Here is a 23841-nt window from a genome sequence, read left to right as displayed (position 1 = left end):
TAAAGAAGCCCCAAATCGCTGCTGAATTAGCGGAAATGGAGGCTTCTTTTTGTCTTATTTATACTATAAATCCGGCACCCGCTGTAAATGGGCGTGACATCTTCATTACTTTAATCCAACTTCTTTTGCTACATCACGAACAATATTGAATTTCGAGTCGTCAGATTTAATATAGCCTTTGTGTGAATATACGTCTGAAATGATTTGCTGCCCTGCGGGATCTTTACCGATCGCAATAAAGGCATCTTGTATTTTGGTGCGCCACTCTTCGCTCATATCATTTCGAACAGAGATCGTATCATTTGGAATAGGGGAGGTGAAGGCAACGACACGAGTGGTTTGCATAATATCAGGGATGTCTTTAATAATAATATTACGGGCATCTTGGAAGACCGCTGCGGCATCCACATCGCCATTCAACACAGCGAGCAAAGCTTTGTCATGGCCTTTGACCGTTATGCCTGTAACATCAGCGTCAGGATCGACTCCTGCCTTTTTCATTTCATAAGCTGGCCATACATATCCTGCTGAAGATGTGACGTCCTGCCAAGCGATTTTCTTGCCTTTTAAGTCTTCTAATTTTTGAATAGGAGAGTCTTTCTTTACGACAATCATTGCTTTGTAGTAGTCCACTAGCTCGGCCGTATTGGCACCTGTTGCATCTTCCACACCAAAACGCTGCGCTTGCAGCAGAATATCAGCGGTTTTCTTAGTGTCATGAGCAAGGACGTAGGCATTAGGCGGTAAAAATCCGATGTCCACTTGTTTCGAAGCCAATGCCTCGATAATCGTATTATAGTTCGTGGATACGCTTACTTTAACGGGAATGCCAAGTTGGTCGCGTAACAGTTTTTCTAACGGTTTTGCCTTTGCTTCTAAAGTTTCCGCATTTTGAGAAGGTACAAATTGTACTTTTAGTTCAGTTGGTACATACGCTTTCGTCTGCTCCGTGTCCTTAGATGGATTGGAGGAGTTGGGGGATGTGGAACTGTTGCTGCAAGCAGTAAGCAAGCTTAATCCAAGAATAAGGGTCATAACTGTAATGGCTGTTTTCTTAAACATAAGACAACCTCCTAGTCATTTTGGCATAGCTTCGGTTAACAAATGTAGTAGGCAATAGAAGTGAAGCATAGTGTAAATATAACGAATGGATCAGATTTGTTAAATGTAATGCAGGAATAGATTAACTTTGCGAGCGAATTGTAAAAAAAAGTGCAAGGTGTGTTAAAAATGAACTAGTTCTCTAGACGGATATAACAATCGTTGCTATCGTTCTATTAGATGTGCTTTAAGCTGAAAATATTCGAATGAAATGGATGGGTTGACTGAAAAATTTCCTTCGACTAGGAGCGAATTTATGATGAAGAACGAACAGAACTCATGCAAAGTAACGATACTTGCAACGAGTGATTTACACGGAGCAGTAATGCCTTGGAGTTATGGAGATCATTCTTTACAACAATCTGGACTTGCCAAGTTGGCAACTCTTATTCATGGCGTTCGCAGTTCAAATTCAAATACGGTACTTATCGATAATGGAGATTTAATACAGGGGACGCCGTTATCTTACATACATACGAGGATGGAACGTGATGCTATACATCCGCTAGTAAAATGTATGAACACATTGCAGTATGATGCAGGTGTGCTTGGTAATCATGAGTTTAACTATGGCTTAGATGTGTTGAGAGATGTTGTGAAACAATCCAAATTCCCGTGGCTATCTGCTAATATCGTAAATACGCAGGATAATCGGCCGTCTTTCGGGCCTCCTTATATCGTAAAGACGTTTGCAAACAACGTACGCGTTGGTATTGTTGGATTAACTACACAATATGTGCCGCATTGGGAACTTCCTTCTCATATAGAAGGATTGGAGTTCAAAGATGCGGTAGCAACAGCGCAGCAGTGGGTTAGGCATTTGCGTGAACAAGAGCAGGTGGACGTTGTAGTTGCTGCTTATCATGGAGGATTTGAGCGGGATATTGTAACAGGTGAATGGACAGAGGAAGACACAGGGGAAAATCAAGGCTTTCAATTATGTGAGCAGATTAAAGGCATCGATGTATTGATAACAGGTCACCAACATCGCAATTTAGCGGCAGAAGTGCATGGTGTATCTGTTGTTCAACCTGGTATGCAGGGAAGCTATTTGGCTCAAATTGATCTGGAGCTGGAGCATAGTTCTGTGGGGTGGCGAGTCGTAAATAAGCGGGTCGAACTGCTTAGCGCTGAAGGTGTTTGCGCAGATCTTGATATCATTGAACTGATGCGACCGTACGAAGTGAAAACACAGCGCTGGCTCGATAAGCCGATTGGTAAGTTGAATGGCGATATGCGAATTTTGGATGCGATGCAAGCGCGTATCGAGGAACATCCTTTAATTGAGTTTATTCATACGGTTCAAATGCACTATGGTGGGACGCGTATTTCGTGCACCTCTTTATTTGATAATCGTTCACCTGGTTTCTCTACAAATATTACAATGCGTGAAGTTGTCTCCAATTACATTTATCCAAATACGCTGCGGGTGATACGCATTACGGGTCAAGATATGAAAGATGCTCTTGAGCAGTCTGCACGCTATTTCAAATTAACTGATGAAGGGGAGATAACGGTAAACGATTCCTTTTTATATCCGAAGCCTCAACATTACAATTATGATATGTGGGAAGGCATCGAGTATGAGTTGGATATATCCAGGCCTGAAGGGCAGCGGGTTACGTTTCTAGAGGTGGAGGGTTCTCCCGTCCAGATGAAAGCTCATTATGATGTAGCAATGAACAACTATCGTGCTGGTGGTGGAGGTTCATATCCCATGTTCGCAGGCAAGCCAATTGTAAAAGATATTCCGACAGAAATGGCTGAGCTTATCGTTTCTTACATTATGGAGCGCGGTACTATTGAAGGTGGAGTAAACCACAACTGGCGTGTTGTGAATAAGAGGGTTGACACAATAGACTAGGCATGATATATTTACTCATGTCTTTCCCTGATAGCTCAGTTGGTAGAGCACTCGACTGTTAATCGAGTTGTCACAGGTTCGAGTCCTGTTCGGGGAGCCATATGGAGAGATACCCAAGAGGCCGAAGGGGGCGCTTTGCTAAAGCGTTAGGGTGTAACAGCCGCGGGGGTTCGAATCCCCCTTTCTCCGCCATTTAACTTTATACATTCGTTCGCAGATCCCGAGAGGGATTTTTTGCGTTTTAAGGCCTTGTTTTTTTGTTTTTTGTTTTATTATTATGAAATTTCGACCTATGGCGGCATAGGTCAACATTCAAAAGGATTGGAGATCATCTCCAGTCCTTTTTTCCTTTCTAAAGGCTGAAGGGTAGTTGTCGTGGCGGAGTGCCCTACATAGTTAATACTGAGCGTTTGTATAGCATTTTATATCATGTGCATACTACAAAAAGAGTTGATGTTTTGCCTAGTTGTTATTGGTTAAAAAAGGATTTAAAAAAAAGGGTTGTCAATCTTGTTTGTTTCTGATATAGTATTACTTGTCGCTGATGAGCGACGCAGTAACTTGAAGTGAACAAGGCCCGTTGGTCAAGGGGTTAAGACACCTCCCTTTCACGGAGGTAACAGGGGTTCGAATCCCCTACGGGTCACCATTTTTCTTGCAAGAGCCATTAGCTCAGTTGGTAGAGCACCTGACTTTTAATCAGGGTGTCGTAGGTTCGAGTCCTACATGGCTCACCAGTTTTATTTCAGACTGGTGAGATGTGGACACTTTATTATAAATGTGCGGTAGTGGTGGAATGGCAGACACGCTATCTTGAGGGGGTAGTGGGCGTACGCTCGTGGAGGTTCGAGTCCTCTCTACCGCACCATAATTACTTTAGTAATAAGTCTTCTACTTTGAAAGGCTTTTTTTGTTTTATTAAGGCAATTCCTATCGATTAAACTAGAGTATAGGGCATTTCTAATTATTCGAAAAAATGGGCACTATGATGCTTAGACGATATAGATAACATTCACCAGCACCTTTTTCCTTCCTTTTGTATTTCCGCTCCTAAGCCCTTAAGTGTTTTGAATACTAATCTTCCACTACTTCTAGAACATACATTTATTTCATAACTAAATTTAAAAACTTACTTTTGCTGTGATGTAAAGGTGGATATCATGAAAAGTAACTTTAAGCAGATTGTGTTGATCGTAATTATTTCAGTAATTTGTAGCGTTATAAATTTGATTCTTATCTAAAAGGGTACTTACCTAGCTTCTCGCAGGCTCTATGTTCTTCTTTGTTTATCTTTTATTGGTTGCTTCATGCTTTCTTCATGTCTCGAAAAGGAATGCGGTTTGTAAAGTTGACCTCATTATATTGGGGAATAGCAGCTTTATTATTTGCATGTAGTTATTATGCAAAACTAAGTATCGTATTTATCCCTGTTACGTTATTATTTGCTGGTCCTTTATATGGTTTACGATATTTTATTGACATGCCAGCGGATATTTTGTTCACTATGGTTGGTTTTATATTCGTCTATAGTGCAAGTATAATAGGATTTCTACTTGGGAAAAATGTGGATCGGCTAACCGATAGTTATGTGAATAGGTAATAAATGAAAAGTTCCTATCTTACTATGTGTAAGTAGGAACTTTTTTTGTGCCGTGTTCATTAAAAGTTTGGAATCATCATTCCTCATACAATACCGAAATTTCCTCGCCATTGCTTCGTAGATGATTAATATGCACATCTCCCCAATAGCACATTAAATCAAGAACATTGGATAATGATCGTCCATAATCCGTTAAGGAATACTCTACTTTCGGTGGGACCTGATTATAAATGGTGCGAGCAATAATGTTGTCTGCTTCTAGCTCGCGTAGCTGCTGGGTGAGCATTTTTTGGGTGATCTCGGGAATTAATTTTTTTAGTTCACTTGTGCGTTTGGTTCCGCTCACAAGAATACAAAGGATGACAATTTTCCACTTGCCTCCGATAACGTCAAGCGTAGCTTCAACTGCGAAATTATAGGTTTTCATGAGCTGACCTCCAATGAATTATAACATTTCCTCAAGCTTGGGGAGTGCTGTTATGTAATAAGGGTCTTCTTCGTTAACTTTGTTACTTAGCTTTGTATGAAACATGCTATCTTTTCGATAGGTACTTAAAAGTACCTACCATACTTCTAAGTAAGTATGGCACTTTGAAGTGCGTACTTAACAACTTGCTATGTGTAGCACATAATATCACTACGGAAGCGTGAATGGAATATGTTAATCCATTTCATGCTTAAACCAAGTGAAGAGGAGAAGATATACATGAAAACACTCGTTATTGTAACTCATCCTAACATAGAGACTTCTCGCATTAATAAAAGATGGGCAGCAGAACTGCGCAAGCATTCCGAATTGGTGACGGTTCATGAGCTGTACAGCACGTACCCAGATGGAAAAATCGATGTGGAACGGGAGCAGAAGCTTATTGAAGCACATGATAATATCGTCCTCCAGTTCCCATTGTATTGGTATAGCTCTCCACCACTATTAAAACAGTGGTTAGATGAAGTATTTACGTACAGTTGGGCGTATGGTTCGACAGGGGATAAGCTCCGTAATAGAAAGTTGGGACTTGCCATTTCATTAGGGGGCAAAGAATCGGATTTTGGAAAAGATGGAGATATTCCGTTCACGATTAATGAGATTACGATACCGTTTCAAGCAACATGCAGATACACAGGGATGAACTTCCTCCCTATCTTTACGGTGTATGGAGCGGAGTATCATCTGACAGATGAGCAAATTGAGCAAAGTGCTATTGATTATGTGAAATACATTGTGGAAATTGTTCAGTCTGGCGAAAAGGTGACAGCATAACAGAAGGTGTTTATGGAAGCTAGAGATATAGTGTGAAGCTGGTATACTTTGGTCACTGCGAACTTTATACGGTAGTCTCCCGTCGAGGAAAAAGCAAAGCTTGTGAGGCTACTTTCCTGGAACCTGCCAACGCGCTTTATACATTGCTGCAATATGTTCAGCTGATACATGAAGCAAATCGGTCACTACGCGAATTTGGCGTCCATTTCCATATTGAAACATGACGACGCGATGGCGCCAAGGAGAACGACACTGCTTCGTACTCAACTGACATTTGATATCAGGTGTGATCGGGGAATTCTCTATGTCTTGTCTCCGTAAGGAACGTACGTGAGTTATGTAAATGAATATTGTCTTTCAAACGAATAACAAAAGGCTGAACTTCTAAAAGATAGTGATCGATGCGCTCAATCTTTCCATAGGCTCGATCTTGGACAAGAATAAACGCTATATCCGCAAGCTGTTCGCCAACAGGACCATCGTGGTTAGAGGCAGTCGTTTTGACGACATTCCATAGTTGGCCATTGCTTGCCCGATAAGCAGCATGCAGTTTGATACCTGCACGCTCCCCATGGAAAGGAGCCCAAGACAAGCGGCTTTTCCCTACAGTAACGGTGGTCGAGTAATTGTTTAAACAATTGAAAGGGAACATCTTCTTCAAAAACGTTGAATAGTTGGCGGGTCAAAGTCCACTTAAAGTGGCGAGATCTGCACTATCACGAAAGCCGTCCCATTGTTCAAATGCGGCCTTTTTCCTATATATTTTTTTGTATATTATTGGTTAATTAACAGGCGTGGTATAATTATTTGAATTTTGTATTCGCAGCCATGGCGGGATTGGCAGACGCGCTAGATTCAGGCTCTAGTGCCCACAAGGGCGTGGAGGTTCGAGTCCTCGTGACTGCACTATAAATAAGCTTAAAAACCTTTTGTATCTGCAAAAGGTTTTTGTGGTATATACATATATCCGTATAAATAGGGTGAAAAAAAATTTAAGTAAAGTCAATTAATTCCCATATTTTTAAAAAAATGTTTAGACATTGCATTAATAGTATTGTACGATTAAAAACGTTGTGAAATTGATTTGTGTAAAACATGAATGAATGAACATTAAAACAATAAATGTCACGGGAGGAAGAAAAGTGAGAAAGTTATTTGGAACCATGTTGTTGTTCATGCTATTGTTAACGGTAATACAAGCTACTCCGGCGCATGCACAGAGTAAATATACAGGTGGATTGTTAGACGGGGCAACTATCAGTATAGGTAAGACGGTTGGAACTGCGACGTCAACAACTACACTTATGACAGATAATAAACCAGAAACACATGGTGCTATAGATCGGCAAAGTATTGCATGGTATTCTTTTTCATCTCCTCAAGAGATAAGTGCTGTCGCTATTAAAGGGGTTCGTTATGAATACGATGTAGAGTTTTGGGATGCAACTGGCAATCTATTATCAAGTTACTCGGCTTCAAAAATGGACGGGCTACAGTCGTTACCCAATAAAGTACATAATGTATCAACAGTAGTATTAAAACCTAAATTCACGAATATAACAACTGAGGTGGTTTATGAATTTAATGTGTTTGCTATACCTTCAGTTGCGCCATTGGCTACTACAATTGAACGAAAACAAAGTGGTAATGAGATTGTGATATTGGACTGGGCGGATGTCCGGGCACAGTCCTACAATGTGTATCGTTCGACTTCTGTAGGTGGACCCTATCAGGTAATCGCTTCAAATGTGACGAGTACAACATATACGGATAAGGCTGTAATAAATAATAAAACGTATCATTACGTTGTAACTTCAGTAAATGAGTTCGGAGAAAGTGTGTATTCTCCTGAGGTATCATTAGAGGTAGCTTCTACTAAGTATACTAATGGTCTGTTAGATACCAAAATTATTCAGATGGGTAAAGTGGTTGGAAATGCTACCTCGACAACTAGAGATTTAACAGATAACAATATTTCAACAATGGGACATATAGCTGATGTGGCATGGTATACATTTGACACACCTAAGGAAATAACATCTGTTATTGTTCATAGCTTCGGTGAAGTCAATATAGATTTTTATGATGCACAGAATAATTGGATTGATACATATAAGGTTATAAATATGGACAGTATGCAAACTTTGCCTACGTCTTTAAAAAATGTTTCTACTGTTGTATTGAAGCCAAGTAAAGCTGGTACGAGGCCGAGGGTTACAGAATGGAACGTTTTTGATAAGAGTGAACTGCCGCCAACTGAAGTACCATCAAATCTTGTTGCCATAGCGGGAGATGCACAGGTAACTTTGAACTGGAATGCTGTAATAGATGCAACAAGCTACAATGTGAAACGTGCCACAACAGCAGGTGGTCCATATACGAAGATAGCAACGGTAGATGGAACGAAAACAAGCTATACAGACAAAGGTCTTGTAAATGGAACGACGTATTATTATGTTGTTTCTGCGATTGGTGCAGCAGGTGAAAGTGCAAACTCGAATGAAGCATCCGCAACACCAAGAGCGGTTGTTGTAGAGCCAGAACCGAATCCAAATCCAGGAAATAGTGAAATGGGAAATCGTGCAATTGTGACGTTGACACTAGACAATGGTACGGAAAAAGAATATGATCTATCGATTGCTGAGGTAAATGCATTCTTGACTTGGTATGATGCGCGAGCAGAAGGAAAAGGAAAGACAACATTTGCATTTGATAAGCATAATAACAATCGTGGACCATTTAAAAAACGTAAAGAATATATTAAGTTTGACAGTATTTATAACTTTGAAGTTAACGGATATGAGTCCGGTGCAGGTACGGGTGGAATTGAGAAGCCAGAGAACCCACAACCAACTCCGTTACCAGAAAAACATTAATATAATCTTGTGAAATAAAGTATATAAGGCGGTCTTATGACTACTTTATATACTTTTTTGATTATTATTGGGTTTTTAAAAATTTATGAAAATGTATAATCTTCTTCGGTAGGAGCTAGCTTTTTGTGAAGGTAGCTTCATCTAACGGATGACGATACATAGGAGAGAGTACTTTCGAATACGTGACACCCGTGCAAAAACAGAGTCATGACAAGCATGCACAATATGAACGAAGTAAGAGTTTTTTCAGTACAATAATCAGGTTATAAAGGCATTACGCAGCGATTGATGGTGATCGTTTGCATAGCTCAATGTGGAAGTACAATCGTGACATTGATCCAGATGTACTACACAGTTCTGCGTGGAAGCTCAACAATACGGTAGATGAATTTACATAGTCCGATGTGGAGACTAAAGCGTGGGTTTGATAAAGATACGCTGCATAGTCTTTTTTGGAAACATAATAGAGGGGACAGCACGTTAGAAGAAGCGGAGAAGCAGTATGCTGAGCTTCATGAAGACGAGGTAAAGGCTGTAACCGATGATTCTGCGGATGCTAAGGAAGCTATCGCTCTTACGATTAAATGTACTAGTAAGGAGCTAACCGAACAGAGTACAGCAACGATTCGTGGTCTGGAGAAGCAGCGCGAGGCGTCGCTGAAGGAAGTGTCTGAGCTGCGTAGGAAAATAACGGGGAAAGGGCTCGCGTGGAAGCCGTTTCTTATCGTGGCCCCTCCAAAGTCGAGTAAATAACATCAAACAAAAAACGCCGACTGTTTGCATAAGAAGTTATGCGGCAGTCGGCGTTTCTTTGTTTTAGGCAGCTTGTGTGCTGCTGTTAGATGGCTCAGCAGTGTCTTGTGTACTTCCTTTAAATCCGTTAAAGACAAGATTAAGCACGATGGCTGTAAATGTACCTGCCACAATTCCGTTGCCAGTCAGAATTTGCACCATCTCAGGCAGTTGAGCGAACATGGTTGGAACCGTTGTAACACCAAGCCCCATGCCGACGGAACAGGCGATAATAAGCAAGTTCTCGTGACGATTCAAGTCAACTTGAGAACCAAGCATGCGTAATCCAGAGGAGACGACCATGCCGAACATGGCAACCATAGCGCCGCCTAGGACGGACTTCGGAATTAAGGTCGTAATCGCAGCGATCTTTGGTACAAAGCCGAGCAGGATAAGGAATATTCCAGCAACGACGATTACGTCACGCGTTTTTACGCGGCTCATTTGCAGCAGGCCGACATTTTGCGAGTAGGTCGTGTAAGGAAAGGCATTGAATATACCGCCAAGCATAATGGCTAAACCTTCTGCACGATAGCCTCGTGCCAAGTCTTTGCTAGTCAGTTCACGGTCTGTTATTTTACCAAGTGCAAGAAAAACACCTGTGGATTCAGCGACACTGACAATGGCGACAATGATCATTGTAATAATAGCGGTAGTATTGAACTCTGGCATACCGAAGTAGAATGGCTTCACCATATGGAACCAACTTGCATCCTGTACTTCTGCAAAGCTGACTTTGCCCATAAAGATAGCAGCTATCGTACCTGCTACAAGCCCGATCAAAATGGACACTGCACGGAGAAATCCAGTCGATAGCTTATTCATCAGAATGATGAACAAAAGCACGCCGAACCCGAGTATTAAATTTTCCCCGCTTCCGAAATCAGGAGAACCAATCCCACCAGCTAGATCGTTGAATGCGACTGGTATAAGCGTGACGCCGATAATCGTAACAACCGATCCTGTAACGATAGGAGGAAAGAAACGGATCAGCTTGCCGAAAACGCCGCTAAATAACATGATAAATAGTCCAGATACAATAATTGCGCCGTAAATATAACTAACCCCGAATTCTTTACCGATTGCAATCATGGGCATAACGGCTTGGAAGGCGCAGCCGAGAACAACGGGAAGTCCGATGCCGAACCAGCCAAACTTCCATACTTGCAGTAAAGTAGCAACACCGCACATAAGCAAGTCAATGGCGACGAGATACGTCAATTGTTCCAATGTAAATCCTAAAGCTCCACCAACAATGAGGGGGACGATGACTGCACCTGCATACATGGCTAACACATGCTGGATACCAAGAGAAATGGTTTTAGCGGGATGGCGGTGACGGGCAAATACTCGATCTTCTGTAGACATGTGGAACCATTCTCCTTTATCGCTCTGCAAATTAAAAAACGAGTTCTATTCTTCCATGAATTGGACACTGCCGTCGTGTAAAGATGCGATGCGTGCTAGTGATTCTACCCGATAGCCAGATTCTATTAAAGTTTGTCGTCCAGTCTGGAACGACTTCTCAATAACAATTCCGATTCCTGCCACTTTAGCGCCTACTTGCTCTGTAATGCGCGCTAAACCTTGAGCAGCTTCACCCACCGCAAGAAAATCATCAATAATTAAGACGATGTCATCAGGGGACAAGTACTTACGCGATACCGTAACATCATTCGTCACTTGTTTAGTAAAGGAATGCACCCTCTCCACGATTAAATCATCGCGCAACGTAAGCGACTTTTGTTTGCGAGCAAATACAAGTGGAACATGTAAGGTCAAAGCCGTCATTAGAGCAGGTGCAATTCCTGAAGATTCAATGGTCAATACTTTCGTAATCTTGTCTTCAGCAAAGCGGCGAGCAAACTCTTCGCCCATCGCTTTCATCAAATGCGGGTCCATTTGATGATTTAAAAAGGAATCGACTTTGAGCACCGTATCGCTCAGTACGATGCCTTCGGATATAATTTTTTCTTTTAACAGATTCATGCTGCGTTATCCTCCTCGTTGTGGACGTATCAATAGCAAAAAGCCCGATAGCGTTGGCACGTATATGCCGGTCTATCGGGCTGCGGGAACTTTCAAGTGAGTATACAGATGAACAATGGAGTAATGGAATGATTGTAATATAACCGTACTACTTATGAGTGCAGTTATCGGCATCATTACTCTGTATGAAGTTCATCGTTGTACTTAGGCATATGCAGTGCATATACCATGAAAGTGTAACCCCGTAGTCCGATCATTTACGGTGACCAGGTAGAGACATGCAGGCCAATTCCTGCACATATACGTGAGTTTATATTGTTATTGTTCGGGTTTTCGTGGAATGCGAGTGTAAACAGGAACGTATCATCCATCCTGTTAATTTAATTATTAAAAAGTATACTGCAAACGAGGAAATGAGGAAAGAGTATATATACAGGAATAATTGTCCAGTCTCAAAACTTTCTAAATGGAAGAAATATGATACAGTAGTAATGCTAGGCTGTGCTAAATAAGAGCGTATATTGATCAGGCAATGATAGAGATAGAAAATAACGACAGAAAAATGACATGGAGATAGGAGTTTAGGAGAGGAGCTTAACTATGGTTGAAATGTCCACACAGCGTTCAAAAGCAGTGCAATCGCATGTGAATCGGGCTGAGCGTTTCCGTACCTTACAGTTTCGCTATTTGTGTGTTTACATGTTTATGGTTTATACGCCAGCCGCCGCGATTCAATCATTTTTTCCTTTGTATTATCGGGATTCGGGTTATACGGATGCCATGTATGGTTTGCAAAATGCCCTGCTTCCTATCGTAGGCATGATGGGGAGTTTCTTGTTTGGTCTAATCAGCGATAAGCGCTCGCGAATTAAATCCATTTTAATGACGATTATGCTATTGCTGATGGTGGTCATTTATTTTATTTTTCACGTTTCATCGTTGTGGCTGATGATGGGGCTTGTCCTGTTGTTTCAATTTTTATGGGCGCCAGTATCTTCTTTGACTGATAGTATGGTGATGCTCTCGGCGAGGCGTTTGAATCAGACGTTTGCAACAATACGGGGCTTCGGGGCAGCGGGATTCGCTGTTGCAGCTGGAATCATTGGTTGGATATTGGACTTGCTTCCCGGTGAGTCAACGATGGGATGGATTGTTATTGGCTTAATAGGATGTACGTGGCTGACGCTTTGCTTGATTCGAGATCCTCGATCTCCACAATATGTACATAGCGAACAAGTGAAATCGTTGGAGAAGGAGCAGGAGACTAGAAAAGGTGCTGCAAAACAAGAAGTACGAATCCGTGACCTTGCTCCTTATGTGATGACACCAAGATTTATGTTCTTTATTGCTGCCATGATCGTTTATCAGATGACATTTTCATTCAATGATCAATATTTTGGGTTTCTTGTCCGTGAACTAAATGGTACTTCTTTTCATATTGGTCTAGGCTGGATGCTGCCAGCGGCTGTTGAAGTAGTTATTTTTCTTTATCTGGGGCGTAGTAGGCATCAGTTGCGTCCGCTGCCGATGCTTGCGATTTCAGCCGTTATTTTCTCTGTTCGCTCCTTTATTTTAGCTTGGACCGATTCTTTAGTTGTAGTTATGCTGCTGCAAGCAGTACAAGGGATAGCGATTGCTTTCTTCTTTATATATGTAGCGGAATATATGATGGATACGATACCGGATAAGTTTCGTGCAAGTGGTCAAGCAGTGCTGCAAATGATTATGAGTATTGGTGCTGCGGTAACCGGAAGTATTATTGGTGCGTATTTGTATCATCATTATGGTTTGCAAGGCTTGTTTGTTACAGGTGGATGGCTGCTTATTATCTCCATTGGCATTTTTCTATGGGCTGAACGACTTGAAGTTAACACGAGATAAGGAGAGTGATAAACGATGAATGAAAGTAATCCTGTTGGATATTCGATTCGCAAGTATACGTTAGAATGGCGCCGTGAGCATGTGACATTAAGAGGTATCGTTACCATGCCGATCACAGATCATTCGCTACCTGCGATTATATTCGGTCATGGATTCACTGGACATAAAGCGGAAGCTAACTTCATGTTTAAGCGCTTGAGTGATGCATTGGCCAAGTGCGGCTATGCAACCATCCGATTCGATTTTGCTGGTAGTGGAGAAAGCGATGGTGAGTTCGTAGACATGACCGTTTCTACGGAAGTGGAGGACATGCTGGCAGTATGGGATGCCGTTCAGGTAATGGAAGGAATTAATCCGAAGCGGGTTAGTTTGCTCGGGTTTAGTCTCGGTGGAGTCGTTTCGTTGTTGGCAGCCGAACAGCTTGGTGATGAGTTGGATCGGTTGATGCTGCTATGTCCGGCGGTTGGTTTCCAAGATATATTGGCAAGAGATTTGCAAGGAGAAAAATTGCATCACCTGCTGCAGCATGGATGGGTGGAATTATATGGACAGCAGATTTGTCAAGGCTTCTTTGATGATGGTGCTGCACTTCGTATACATGATGCTTCTGCACAAATTCATACACCTGCATTGATTGTTCATGGCACGAATGATAGTGTAGTACCACCCTATGTATCTCATAGGCTGCACAACCAATTAATTGGATCACGTCTTGTGTGGTTGGATGGGGCTGATCATGTATTTAGCCATTCCGAGCATGCTGCACAACTTTTGGATGAGCTCATCCATTTCTTACAGTCAGATGTAAATTAGCTATAATTCGTCCATTGAAACTTTAATTTGTCCACTTTTAGAGCAGGTAAATGTTAGGGCAAAATATAGATAGGGTTACTGAATGCGATTACATTTCCATTCAGCACCGTCTTATTTCCGGCAGGACAGGTGACCTACTCAAATGTGTGTTAATACGTTCATATCCCCCGATATCGAATGAAGGAACACACGGCGGCGAAAGCGCATTTGTTGAGGAGCAAATGCGCTTTTTTGTTGATTTTTTTAATGGAAAATGTGTTTCTAGGTATGAAAATGTCGCTTATACGACTAACTTGATAGGTATGCATCTACAATAATCGTATAAATCATAGATATTAAGCAGAGGATGTTGTATAAAGAAATAGATGAAATACAGAAATGGAAAAGGAGTGGCAGAGATTATGGAATACACTGCTATAAAAAAAGAATTCAAACACGTAGGTTACCATCCTGGTCGATACTTACACATTGCTGATGTGACGACTCGTGTTACTGATTTTGATCATAAAGAGATCGAACGTGTTGACCAAATCGTCATTGGTTCTGATGAGCCTATGACTGCACAGCAGGTTGGTGAGGAGGCACGTATCAAGTTAGTCGAAGAACATCCTGACTTTCAATTTTACCGCGAGGTAGAAGTTGCAGAAGTAAATATGGTAGAGGCGTTTGATCGTGAATTAGCCGCGCACTCCTAGTACAAAAGACATACGGTGAATACCTTGTCCAGTTGGAAGGATGGACAAGGTTGGCGATCTCGTTTGCGAATATAATGCTTAAATACATACATTTCATGCTCAGAAAAACCGATATATAGTACAAGAGAATCATTGCAGATATCGATAACGACATAGTTGGATAGGCACCTATACATAGTTAAGGGAGATGTAACACTATGAAAATCGTTTCCATGCTGCGACGGAAGATGCAGGGCATTAAGCTTAGGCCGCTTGCCTCTTATGCGAAATACCGTCCCTCAAGATCTGTAGGAACTAGGCTATTTCTCATGTTTGTCATCAGTATTATGGTATTCGTAAGTGCAGTCGGCATTGTATCGTATTATGTTTCTAGACAGGCTATCGAGCAAAAAGTGTCTGAAACAAGCTACCAGACGATTACGCAAGCAGTAGAAAAAATGGACGTCGTTCTCAATTCGTATTCCAAAATGAGCATGCAGATTATGGTTGATCCTAACTTGACGGATTGGATTAAGAAATATTTGTCGGCTCCAGAACATTCCTATGATCAAGTTCAAGCCATGAACAACATTCGCGAAGTATTGCAAGGCTATACAGCGGGGCAAAATGCACTTGAGGATATTTACCTGATTCCAGTTGGTACGAATGAGAAAGCTTTCTCTACGGAAACGACAGTGCAGCTGTCAGATGAGGTCAAAAACTCATCTTGGATGCAGCAGGTCGTAAAAAATCAGGGGCGAGCCGTATGGTCAGACACGCTGCTAACCGGTGTAAATAAATCTCATGAGCCGACAATTGTTGTTTCTCGTTTAATGACGGATTTATTTTCTAAGAAGCAGAAGTTTGTTGTTGTCGTTGAAATACATATGCGATCGCTTGCTGAAATGTTTAATACGATCAATATGGGGGAAGGCACCAGCGTATCGCTAGTGAATCGCAATGGTCAATTTATTTATCATCCTGATGCGGCAATGGTAACAAAGCCTGCTCCAGAATGGCTTGTACCAGCAGATAAAGAACAAGGAATGTGGTCGGGAACAGAGCATGTTCATTCAAGTGACAATACAGATTTATTGAAGGTATATCATGAGTCGAAGGAAAATAAATGGACAGCTGTTGGAACGATTCCAGTGGAAGTGTTGGTTGAAGATGCTGGAGTTATTCTTATCGTCACCTTTGTCAGTATAATCGTAGCTGCTATATTTGCGATGGTCATTGGTTACGTTGCTACACGTATGATTGCATCACCACTTGTTGCACTGCGCAACTTGATGAGTCGAGCAGCAGACGGCAAGCTTACCGTTCGTGCAACTGTGAATTCCAAAGACGAGATCGGTGAGCTATCTGGTGGATTCAATCAGATGATGGAACAGATTACACAGCTCATGAAGCATACGGACAGCAGCGCTCGTCATGTATTAGACACGGCTCAGCAGTTGACGAATGCATCCAAGAGCACGGGAGTTGCCGCTGAGGAGATTGCATTGGCTACGGAGGAAATTGCGAAAGGGGCGCTTAGTCTAGCCTCTGAAGCAGAGCGTGGGCATGATTTGACCCAGCAGATGGCATCTCAAACACAGCTCGTCGTTCATGCGAATGAAAAGATGGAGCAATCTGCAAGCCTTGTGCAGCAATCGAGTCGACTTGGCGCGTCTTATATGTCCTCACTTAAGGAACGTACTGACGCGGTAGAAGATACAATCCGTTTGTTGACGAATCGAGTCAATGAGTTAAGTAACAGTACGGCATCGATTCGGAATGTGCTGAAGGTGCTTCAAGATATGACGAAGCAAACGAATATATTGTCCTTGAATGCAACGATTGAAGCAGCTCGCGCAGGTGCAGCGGGCCGAGGATTTAGAGTTGTAGCAGATGAAATTCATAACTTGGCGGATCAATCCAGACAATCTATTAACATGGTTGCAGATATTACACAGCGGATTGAACAAGAAATGAAGGATACCGTTGAGACGCTGCATGAAGCATTTCCGACGTTCCAGTTGCAGAAGGAAGCGGTTCAGGAAACGGATGAAATCTTCAAGCAAGTGGGTCAACGCATGACGGATATGAATGTACATTTAGATGAAGTTGGCCAATCTGTCGAAGAACTTCATCGGGTACAAAGTATAATCGTCGATGCAATGAGTAACGTAAGTGCTGTATCCGAAGAGTCTTCTGCTACGTCTGAAGAAGTGGCATCGCTTAGTCAGGAGCAGCTTAATGTATCTAAGCAGCTTATCGGCTTGTCGAACCAGCTTGAATCGGTATCCAATGAGCTGCAGCAATCTCTGTCACAATTCCAGTATCAAGAAGAGGAAGAGCAGGAACAGGCTAGTTCTTCCTAGTATAGTTGTGAAAATAAGTAAGCAGCCCGGATCATCCACACAGGAGGTCTGGGCTGCTTTCTGTTTAATTTGATGAATTAACCTGCGAAGAACAGTCCGGCAATTGCAGCACTAATCAAGTTGGCCAATGTTCCGCCAAGCACGGCTTTCATCCCCAGCTTCGTTATTTGTGTTCGACGGTCAGGTGCCATCGAGGAGAGTCCACTGATTTGGATCGCGATGGAGCTTAAGTTGGCGAATCCGCATAAGGCGAAGCTCGTAATCATCAACGTGCGAGCAGAGATTTGATCGATCACTTTCCCGAGCTCAGAAAATGCAACGAACTCGTTAACGACCACTTTTTGCCCGATTAAGCTTCCTGCTATAGGAGCTTCTGACCATGGAATACCAATTAAGTAGGCGATAGGTGAGAAAATCCATCCCAATATACTATGCAGTGTAAGATTCGGGAAACCGAACCAACCTCCGATTCCACTAAGCAAGCCATTTAATAGCGCAATTAACCCAATAAAGGCAATTAGGGTCGCGCCGACAGCTAATGCGATTTGAAGTCCGTCAACGGCTCCAGCAGCAGCTGCATCGATAACGTTGGCTGTTTTTTCATTCACACTTTCCTCTTTGCTTTCGTGATGATGATAAGTCTCTGTTTCAGGAATGAGCAGCTTTGATACTAAAATACCGGCTGGGGCTGACATAAAGCTGGCTGCGATCAGATACTCTAAAGGTACCCCCATCAAAGCGTAGCCCGCCAATACGGAGCCAGATACAGAAGCCATTCCGCCAGTCATAACAGTAAACAACTCAGAGCGTGTCATTGTACTTAAATAGGGTTTCACAAGCAATGGCGCTTCGACCATCCCTACGAAAATATTGGCTGTGGCGGATAATGACTCAGGCTTACTCGTCCCAAGCGCTTTGCTTAAGCCCCCACCGATAATGCGAATGATCCATTGCATGATGCCTAAGTAGTAAAGCACCGCAATAAGTGAAGAGAAGAAGATGACGATCGTCAATACTTGGAATGCAAAGATGAAGCCTTGCCCCGCTGGAGGTATCGCACTGCCGAATACGAAGGCAATCCCTTCATTGGCGTATGAAATGACTTGCGAAACACCGTTGGATACAGCTTTCAGAGCGTTTCGCCCAGCTGTCCATCTCAATACAATGAATCCGAATAGCATTTGAATCGCAAGTGCGATCAGAACTGGACGCCAATGAATTCGACTGCGATTTTCTGAGCACAAAAAACCGATAAGTAATAGCCCTGCTATTCCAATTAATCCCCATATGTTCATGCCGGACAACCTTTCTGCCAATAAGCGTTATCGTTTATAGCCCTAATGTGATGCTTAATAGGACTTTCATATGCTCCGTTGAGCTTTGATTGGTCTCGACTAGTATTTGGGGAAGTTGGTTTGCTTATGCATCGTGAGTAACGTGACAAAAGTGTAAGGAATTTGAAAGGAAAATCAACGGCAATAAGTTACCAAATTTCGTATGCTGATTGCAACGAGGTTGAAACGCGCAGCAATTCCAACATTATAGGTAGGGGTTGAAATAGGAATGGCATCTGATCTGTTAACCGTTAAACATGTAGAAAAAACGTATGAGGGTAGAGTATCTACGCAGGTGCTCCGCAACATCAATGTAACGATACAAGAGGGAGAATTTGTAGCGATTATGGGCCCCTCTGGTTCAGGGAAAACGACCTTCCTCAATATTATTTCCACGATTGATTCACCTACTAGCGGGGAGGTACTTATACACGGAATAAATCCGCACCAGCTTAAAAAAGATAAGCTGGCCGTATTTCGGCGTCGGGAGCTCGGTTTTGTGTTCCAGCATTTTAACTTGCTTCATACGTTAACGGTTCGAGAAAATATAATGCTTCCGCTAACGCTTGAAGGCGTAAATATTCGTAAAATGAAGCAGGATGTTCAAGCGCTGGCTGAAAGACTAGGAATTGCCTCCATTTTAGACAAGCGAACTTATGAAATATCAGGTGGACAAATGCAGCGCACAGCGATTGCTCGCGCGATGATTCATCGTCCGAGGCTGTTGTTGGCAGACGAGCCGACAGGCAACTTGGATTCTAAAGCTTCACGCGATGTGATGGAGACATTAGAGAATATTAACAAGACGGATGGTACGACAATGGTGATGGTAACCCATGATGCCTATGCAGCGAGTTACTGTGATCGGGTTGTCTTTATGAAAGACGGAGGATTCTATAATGAGATTTCGGGGGGCGGCAACCGGAATGTATTTTTCCAACACATTATGGATGAGCTAGCGTCGCTTGGAGGTGACGAGCGTGAATTTTCGACAGTTCGCGTTTAATAATGTGTTTCGCAACAAACGGACGTATGCTGCTTATTTTCTAAGCAGTTCTTTTTCGGTCATGATTTTCTTCATTTATTCTGTCATTGCTTCCCATCCTGCGCTGAAAGACGGCATTTCTCATATGCTGCCTATTTTGGCGATGGGGATAGCGAAATGGATTGTATACGTGTTTTCGTTTTTCTTTATCCTTTATTCCGTAGGGGCGTTTTTAAAGACGAGACAGCATGAATTTGGCGTATTGATGATACACGGCATGTCACCGCATCAACTGAATCGACTTATTTTCTTAGAAAATATGATTATCGGATTCGGTGCGATTGTGACAGGTATCAGTTCAGGTTTGCTGCTTGCTAAAGTCGGCTTTGTGATCGGCGGAAATGCGATAGGCATAGAACTGCCTTATCATATTTCAATATCGGCGTTGGCCCTGACAGCGGGTTCATTTGTTGTGCTGTTCTTTGTAATATCATCTTTAACTCAATTGATGGTGAGCAAAAGTAAAGTTCAGCAGCTGCTCCAAGGGACAACGAAACCTAAACCAGAGCCGAGGGCATCTCTATTACTATCGTTATTTGCGGCGCTGCTGCTTGTTGCTTCATATGTGTTGTCCTATACCGCAAAGGCGACAACCATCGGCTATCTCATGATTCCTATAGTATTGATGACAATTATAGGTTCTTATTTCTTATTCACGCAGTTAAGTGTGTTCCTAGTCCATCTGCTGAAGCGCAACGATCGGTTGTTTCTACGCAAAACAAATATGCTGACGATTTCTGATCTAGCCTATCGAATGAAGGACAATGCACGTATGTTCTTTATGGTCTGCATTGTTTCCACCGTTGCCTTCTGTGCAGTTGGAACGTTGGCATCGTTCGCAGTTATGGAAGATGAGCTGGTGCAGTCACATGTTTACGACTTGAATTATGTGAGTAAGAAGGGCAATCAGATGGAGCAGGCTCATCTTACTGAAGTTGAATCTCTGCTGAAGTTGAAAGGAGTCGAGTATAGCAAGATCGCCTATGAATATGTAACGGTGAAGACGGAACAAAGCAGATCCCAATGGACGGTGTTTGCACAATCGATGTACAACAAAGCTGCGGCTGACTTGCAGCGTCCAAATGTGGCGGTAACTGGTGAACAAGCGCTGCTGATTCCTTTCTTGAAGGACACAATACATTTCAAGCTTCCTTTCGAAGCGGAGACTGTGCGTATAGCTGACAGCTCGATTAAGCTAACTACTATGGACAAAGTTGAAGGTCCTATCACGAATCAAGGGTTAATAGGGGAAGCGCTTATTGTGTCGGATGAGATGTACAAAGCATTGTCCAAACATGGGAAAAAGGGAGTTATTTACGGATACAAAACGGTAGATTGGGAGCAGACAATTGGAGTTGGTACAGGGATTATGCAAGACTATGACCAAGCTGTAAAGACGATGGGGACTGGAAATGGAGAAATATCATTTGAAATCAGCTCGTTAGCGGCATCTGTTGCCGTCCAGCGGCAAATGTTCAGCATTATGATGTTCTCGGCACTGCTTGTTGGTGCGGTATTCTTTATTGCGTCAGGCAGTTTCCTATATTTTCGACTATATACAGACTTGGAGCAGGACAAGGAAAGATACAAGGCTATTGGGAAAATTGGTTTAACCGATCGGGAGCTTAGTAAAATAGCAACAACCCAACTGCTGCTGCTGTTCTTTATTCCGATTATCGTAGCCGTCATTCATAGTGCATTTGCGTTTACAGCGCTGCAAAGCATTATTAATCTATCTATTGTTAGCCAAACGGTTAAAGTGTTGGCGGGTTTTGCCTTTGCACAGATTGTTTATTTCTTCGTCATTCGCTGGCGCTATATGATTCATTTACGAGAGGCAGTTCGATAAAAGAGTTAAAAGGGAATGGAATAAAGGTCGAGTCGAGGAGCATGGCATGATTGCTTGACTGCTCTTGCACTCGACCTTTTTACGCTTTAATTACACTTGCTCTTGATTCGACTTCTTGCGGAACAACCATTGATCTACACCGTAACCGATATGTTCTGCAAAAATAAAGTAAATCGCCAAAGCAAGCAATGCCAAATCTAGCTCATATCCATTCGGCCCAATCAAGCTTCCAGGCAGCTTGACTGTAACAATAGCACCGATCATAATTGCAGCGTAGCCAATAGATACGAATCGCGTCAATAGCCCGACAATTATGGCAATACCACCGAGTAATTCGATAAGCGCGACGACGTATGCAAGTGTGCTAGGTAAGCCAATACTCTCGAACCAACCAGCTGTATTGCCGAGCCCCATTTGAAGTTTATCAAGACCGTGCATCGTAAAAATAATTCCTAATATGACGCGCATAACGGTTGCGATTACATTCATTCTTACTGTTGTATTCATTTTTTTGCAGTCCTCTCAATTTTATATTATTGTGAATATAATTTCGCTATTGCAAAACTTCTGTGCAGAAAAATAGGCACAAACCATTTGTATACCTCTTTTGTTTTGTAATAAAAATAATAATTCACTAATGTGAACAAATCATATCAAAACTAATTTGATGAGTCAATTATTTTTTTAGTATAATGAAACTATTATCTTTAGAAGTGAACAAAAGGGGAGACTCAAGTGGATATTGGCGCTTCGATCCGGGCTATACGTAAACAGCGAAAGATTACGATCTCTCAGCTATGCGAAGGCACGGGATTGTCGAAAGGATTTATTAGTAATGTGGAAAATAATAAAACATCTCCCTCCATTGCAACTTTAGAGAGCATTGCAACCTTTTTGAATGTGCCGCTCCCTTATTTGCTGCTGAAAAATGAACAGCGTATGCATGTAGTCCGCAAAGATGAGCGTCAGCAGACGACAGCAGGCAGCGACAACTTAAAAGTAGAACATCTCTCTGCAAAGGGCGGATTGCGAATGATGATTTGTGAAATGCCGCCAGGTGCTACTACTGGAACGAATATGCATGCGGGAGAAGAATGTCATTTTGTCTTGAAAGGTAAAATCGTTGCTGAGCAGGCAGAGGATATGGAAGTGTTGGAGGCTGGAGATTCATTCAGTTGGAATGCGAGTGTTCCACATAAAGTGACGAACACGGGAGATGAATCGGCACTTGTTCTAATTTCTGTATATAAAGATATTAGTTTTGAAGATATTCAATAATAGTTGAGGAATATAAGGAGACCTTCCGTTCTAGCGTATGAGTGAAGTGGCAAGTAACGATGCACACTGCTAGAAAAGGAAGGTCTTTTTTTTGTAAGGTGAAATATTTGGGTTTATAGGTTTGAGTTAGCCACTATTTTGTTACTGCGATTGTTCTGAGGCTAATTTGCTGAAGCGCGGAAGCCTGCTGCTTCAGCGTCTTTCACCGTGCAGAACATCATTTCGGCCTTTGTTTGCTCGTAGTAGCGTCCATCAGGAAGGTGATAAATTTTATTTTTGTTTTTATTAATATTTCCTTTTATCGTTGGAGTCTGACAATTTCCTTGAGTTGAGCTATTTGTATCCTTTGTTTCATTGTTTGTCAATGAATGGGTTTCTTTGCTCTTAGATCGTTGCTCAGATGATGACTTGGACTTAGATGACTGCCATAGACCTCGATTGTTGTTTCTTGCCTCGCGTTCTAATGCTGTAAATGTTTTGGAGTAGAGTACATTAGGCGGTATCGTCATTGTGTTGGCATAACCTTCACGAATAAGCCGTTCATTAAACATCTGGTTATCATTTTCAATAAAAATGTAGCGAAGCAGCCTGCCGTACTTGTCTGTATTTCCAGCATCTTGGAACATGTAGACGGTGCTACCTGTTAATTGATTATCCGTATACTCCTTGGCCTCTTGACCGTAATACTGTACTTTACCATGGGTCTCAGGCGTGTTGACTCCGATAAGTCTTACTTTATCCCCTTCGCTCGTGATGAATGTGTCGCCATCCACGATACGTTTCACTTTTGTTTTTGTAAACGGTTGGTCACTCAGTTTAGGATACTGGGCAACAATGCTTTTGTGGAATGCATCATCGGATGCTGTGCCAGCATTTGTGCTGCATCCCTGCAGGATAAGTATAGTACATACATGCATGACCAATCTAAGTGCAAGGTACTTTCGATTGCTTAATTGGGTTATGTAGGGATTGGATGCTACAGTTAAATCCTTGTTTGGTTGTTTAATCATGATGAGAATCGCTCCTTCTCGTACTAGTATGCCGATCGGAGAGAAGGAATGCAACAATTATGGTGATGAGCAGAGTAATGATTATTTACATAAAAAACCTTGTTAATA

General features: G+C 42.2%; 19 protein-coding genes, 6 tRNA genes and 1 riboswitch. Of the genes, 17 read left to right on the top strand and 8 right to left on the bottom strand.

The window, feature by feature from the left end:
- Positions 1 to 105: 105 nt before the first annotated feature.
- On the bottom strand, positions 106 to 1062 hold the full coding sequence (locus tag H580_RS0101350; protein ID WP_028593198.1) for a phosphate/phosphite/phosphonate ABC transporter substrate-binding protein: 957 nt from the start codon (positions 1060 to 1062) through the stop codon (positions 106 to 108).
- A gap of 295 nt (positions 1063 to 1357) precedes the next feature.
- Here H580_RS0101350 and H580_RS0101345 point away from each other — a divergent pair, with 295 nt between their 5' ends.
- From H580_RS0101345 to H580_RS0101320, 6 genes are all read left to right on the top strand, one after another.
- Positions 1358 to 2965, top strand: coding sequence for a bifunctional metallophosphatase/5'-nucleotidase (locus H580_RS0101345; protein ID WP_028593197.1), 1608 nt, complete (start codon positions 1358 to 1360; stop codon positions 2963 to 2965).
- A 24-nt stretch (positions 2966 to 2989) separates the two neighbouring features.
- Positions 2990 to 3065, top strand: a tRNA-Asn gene (locus H580_RS0101340).
- A 3-nt stretch (positions 3066 to 3068) separates the two neighbouring features.
- Positions 3069 to 3157 (top strand) — tRNA-Ser (locus H580_RS0101335).
- A gap of 382 nt (positions 3158 to 3539) precedes the next feature.
- Positions 3540 to 3614, top strand: a tRNA-Glu gene (locus H580_RS0101330).
- 12 nt (positions 3615 to 3626) lie between these two features.
- Positions 3627 to 3702, top strand: a tRNA-Lys gene (locus H580_RS0101325).
- A 45-nt stretch (positions 3703 to 3747) separates the two neighbouring features.
- Positions 3748 to 3833: transfer RNA gene (locus H580_RS0101320), tRNA-Leu, on the top strand.
- 808 nt (positions 3834 to 4641) lie between these two features.
- On the opposite strand, the gene H580_RS0101315 is transcribed toward H580_RS0101320, so the two are convergent.
- Positions 4642 to 4992 (bottom strand): winged helix-turn-helix transcriptional regulator, encoded by a 351-nt coding sequence (locus tag H580_RS0101315; protein ID WP_028593196.1) that lies wholly within the window; start codon positions 4990 to 4992, stop codon positions 4642 to 4644.
- Positions 4993 to 5271: 279 nt separating this feature from the next.
- Between H580_RS0101315 and H580_RS0101310 the strand changes: the two genes are divergently transcribed.
- Positions 5272 to 5826, top strand: coding sequence for an NAD(P)H-dependent oxidoreductase (locus H580_RS0101310; RefSeq protein WP_028593195.1), 555 nt, complete (start codon positions 5272 to 5274; stop codon positions 5824 to 5826).
- A 280-nt stretch (positions 5827 to 6106) separates the two neighbouring features.
- Here H580_RS0101310 and H580_RS22920 read toward each other — a convergent pair whose 3' ends face one another.
- On the bottom strand, positions 6107 to 6478 hold the full coding sequence (locus tag H580_RS22920) for a transposase (protein WP_157282627.1): 372 nt from the start codon (positions 6476 to 6478) through the stop codon (positions 6107 to 6109).
- A 170-nt stretch (positions 6479 to 6648) separates the two neighbouring features.
- On the opposite strand from H580_RS22920, the gene H580_RS0101300 reads away from it, so the two are divergent.
- The 3 genes from H580_RS0101300 (at position 6649) to H580_RS0101290 (ending at position 9455) form a co-directional block, all read left to right on the top strand.
- Positions 6649 to 6732: transfer RNA gene (locus H580_RS0101300), tRNA-Leu, on the top strand.
- A 236-nt stretch (positions 6733 to 6968) separates the two neighbouring features.
- Complete coding sequence (locus H580_RS22915) at positions 6969 to 8702, top strand: fibronectin type III domain-containing protein (protein ID WP_051217137.1); 1734 nt, start codon at positions 6969 to 6971, stop codon at positions 8700 to 8702.
- Between the two features lie 384 nt (positions 8703 to 9086).
- Positions 9087 to 9455 (top strand): hypothetical protein, encoded by a 369-nt coding sequence (locus H580_RS0101290; RefSeq protein ID WP_028593193.1) that lies wholly within the window; start codon positions 9087 to 9089, stop codon positions 9453 to 9455.
- A 63-nt stretch (positions 9456 to 9518) separates the two neighbouring features.
- On the opposite strand, the gene H580_RS0101285 is transcribed toward H580_RS0101290, so the two are convergent.
- Together H580_RS0101285 and H580_RS0101280 are read right to left on the bottom strand one after the other, a co-directional pair.
- Positions 9519 to 10862 carry a nucleobase:cation symporter-2 family protein gene (locus H580_RS0101285; protein WP_028593192.1) on the bottom strand — a complete coding sequence of 448 codons (1344 nt, stop codon included), beginning with the start codon at positions 10860 to 10862 and terminating at the stop codon, positions 9519 to 9521.
- Between the two features lie 45 nt (positions 10863 to 10907).
- A complete protein-coding gene (locus tag H580_RS0101280) occupies positions 10908 to 11483 on the bottom strand; it encodes a xanthine phosphoribosyltransferase (RefSeq protein WP_028593191.1) in 576 nt (191 codons plus the stop codon).
- A 225-nt stretch (positions 11484 to 11708) separates the two neighbouring features.
- Positions 11709 to 11809, bottom strand: a riboswitch (purine riboswitch).
- 274 nt (positions 11810 to 12083) lie between these two features.
- Between H580_RS0101280 and H580_RS0101275 the strand changes: the two genes are divergently transcribed.
- The 4 genes from H580_RS0101275 to H580_RS22910 all read left to right on the top strand — a co-directional run bounded on the left by H580_RS0101275 (position 12084) and on the right by H580_RS22910 (position 17217).
- Positions 12084 to 13364 carry an MFS transporter gene (locus tag H580_RS0101275; protein WP_028593190.1) on the top strand — a complete coding sequence of 427 codons (1281 nt, stop codon included), beginning with the start codon at positions 12084 to 12086 and terminating at the stop codon, positions 13362 to 13364.
- A gap of 15 nt (positions 13365 to 13379) precedes the next feature.
- The gene (locus tag H580_RS0101270; protein ID WP_028593189.1) at positions 13380 to 14177 is read left to right on the top strand and encodes an alpha/beta hydrolase family protein; all 798 of its coding nucleotides are present in this window, start codon (positions 13380 to 13382) and stop codon (positions 14175 to 14177) included.
- A 401-nt stretch (positions 14178 to 14578) separates the two neighbouring features.
- Positions 14579 to 14872: a hypothetical protein gene (locus tag H580_RS0101265; protein WP_036604276.1), complete on the top strand. Its 294-nt coding sequence runs from the start codon at positions 14579 to 14581 to the stop codon at positions 14870 to 14872.
- 197 nt (positions 14873 to 15069) lie between these two features.
- Positions 15070 to 17217 (top strand): methyl-accepting chemotaxis protein, encoded by a 2148-nt coding sequence (locus tag H580_RS22910; RefSeq protein ID WP_051217136.1) that lies wholly within the window; start codon positions 15070 to 15072, stop codon positions 17215 to 17217.
- 77 nt (positions 17218 to 17294) lie between these two features.
- Here H580_RS22910 and H580_RS0101255 read toward each other — a convergent pair whose 3' ends face one another.
- Complete coding sequence (locus H580_RS0101255; RefSeq protein ID WP_028593187.1) at positions 17295 to 18512, bottom strand: NupC/NupG family nucleoside CNT transporter; 1218 nt, start codon at positions 18510 to 18512, stop codon at positions 17295 to 17297.
- 268 nt (positions 18513 to 18780) lie between these two features.
- Here H580_RS0101255 and H580_RS0101250 point away from each other — a divergent pair, with 268 nt between their 5' ends.
- Positions 18781 to 19557 carry an ABC transporter ATP-binding protein gene (locus tag H580_RS0101250; protein WP_036604274.1) on the top strand — a complete coding sequence of 259 codons (777 nt, stop codon included), beginning with the start codon at positions 18781 to 18783 and terminating at the stop codon, positions 19555 to 19557.
- Positions 19532 to 21445 (top strand): FtsX-like permease family protein, encoded by a 1914-nt coding sequence (locus H580_RS0101245; RefSeq protein ID WP_028593185.1) that lies wholly within the window; start codon positions 19532 to 19534, stop codon positions 21443 to 21445. The genes H580_RS0101250 and H580_RS0101245 overlap by 26 nt, the downstream gene beginning before the upstream one ends.
- Before the next feature lie 90 nt (positions 21446 to 21535).
- On the opposite strand, the gene H580_RS0101240 is transcribed toward H580_RS0101245, so the two are convergent.
- A complete protein-coding gene (locus H580_RS0101240) occupies positions 21536 to 21952 on the bottom strand; it encodes a DoxX family protein (RefSeq protein ID WP_028593184.1) in 417 nt (138 codons plus the stop codon).
- 228 nt (positions 21953 to 22180) lie between these two features.
- On the opposite strand from H580_RS0101240, the gene H580_RS0101235 reads away from it, so the two are divergent.
- Positions 22181 to 22723, top strand: coding sequence for a helix-turn-helix domain-containing protein (locus H580_RS0101235; protein WP_028593183.1), 543 nt, complete (start codon positions 22181 to 22183; stop codon positions 22721 to 22723).
- Between the two features lie 161 nt (positions 22724 to 22884).
- Here H580_RS0101235 and H580_RS25695 read toward each other — a convergent pair whose 3' ends face one another.
- A complete protein-coding gene (locus H580_RS25695) occupies positions 22885 to 23733 on the bottom strand; it encodes a thermonuclease family protein (RefSeq protein ID WP_036604272.1) in 849 nt (282 codons plus the stop codon).
- Positions 23734 to 23841 lie beyond the last annotated feature (108 nt).

It is taken from the genome of Paenibacillus assamensis DSM 18201 (assembly GCF_000422445.1).
GTDB classification, from domain to species: Bacteria; Bacillota; Bacilli; order Paenibacillales; family Paenibacillaceae; genus Paenibacillus_B; species Paenibacillus_B assamensis.
This window is presented reverse-complemented; position numbering and strand designations above follow the sequence as displayed.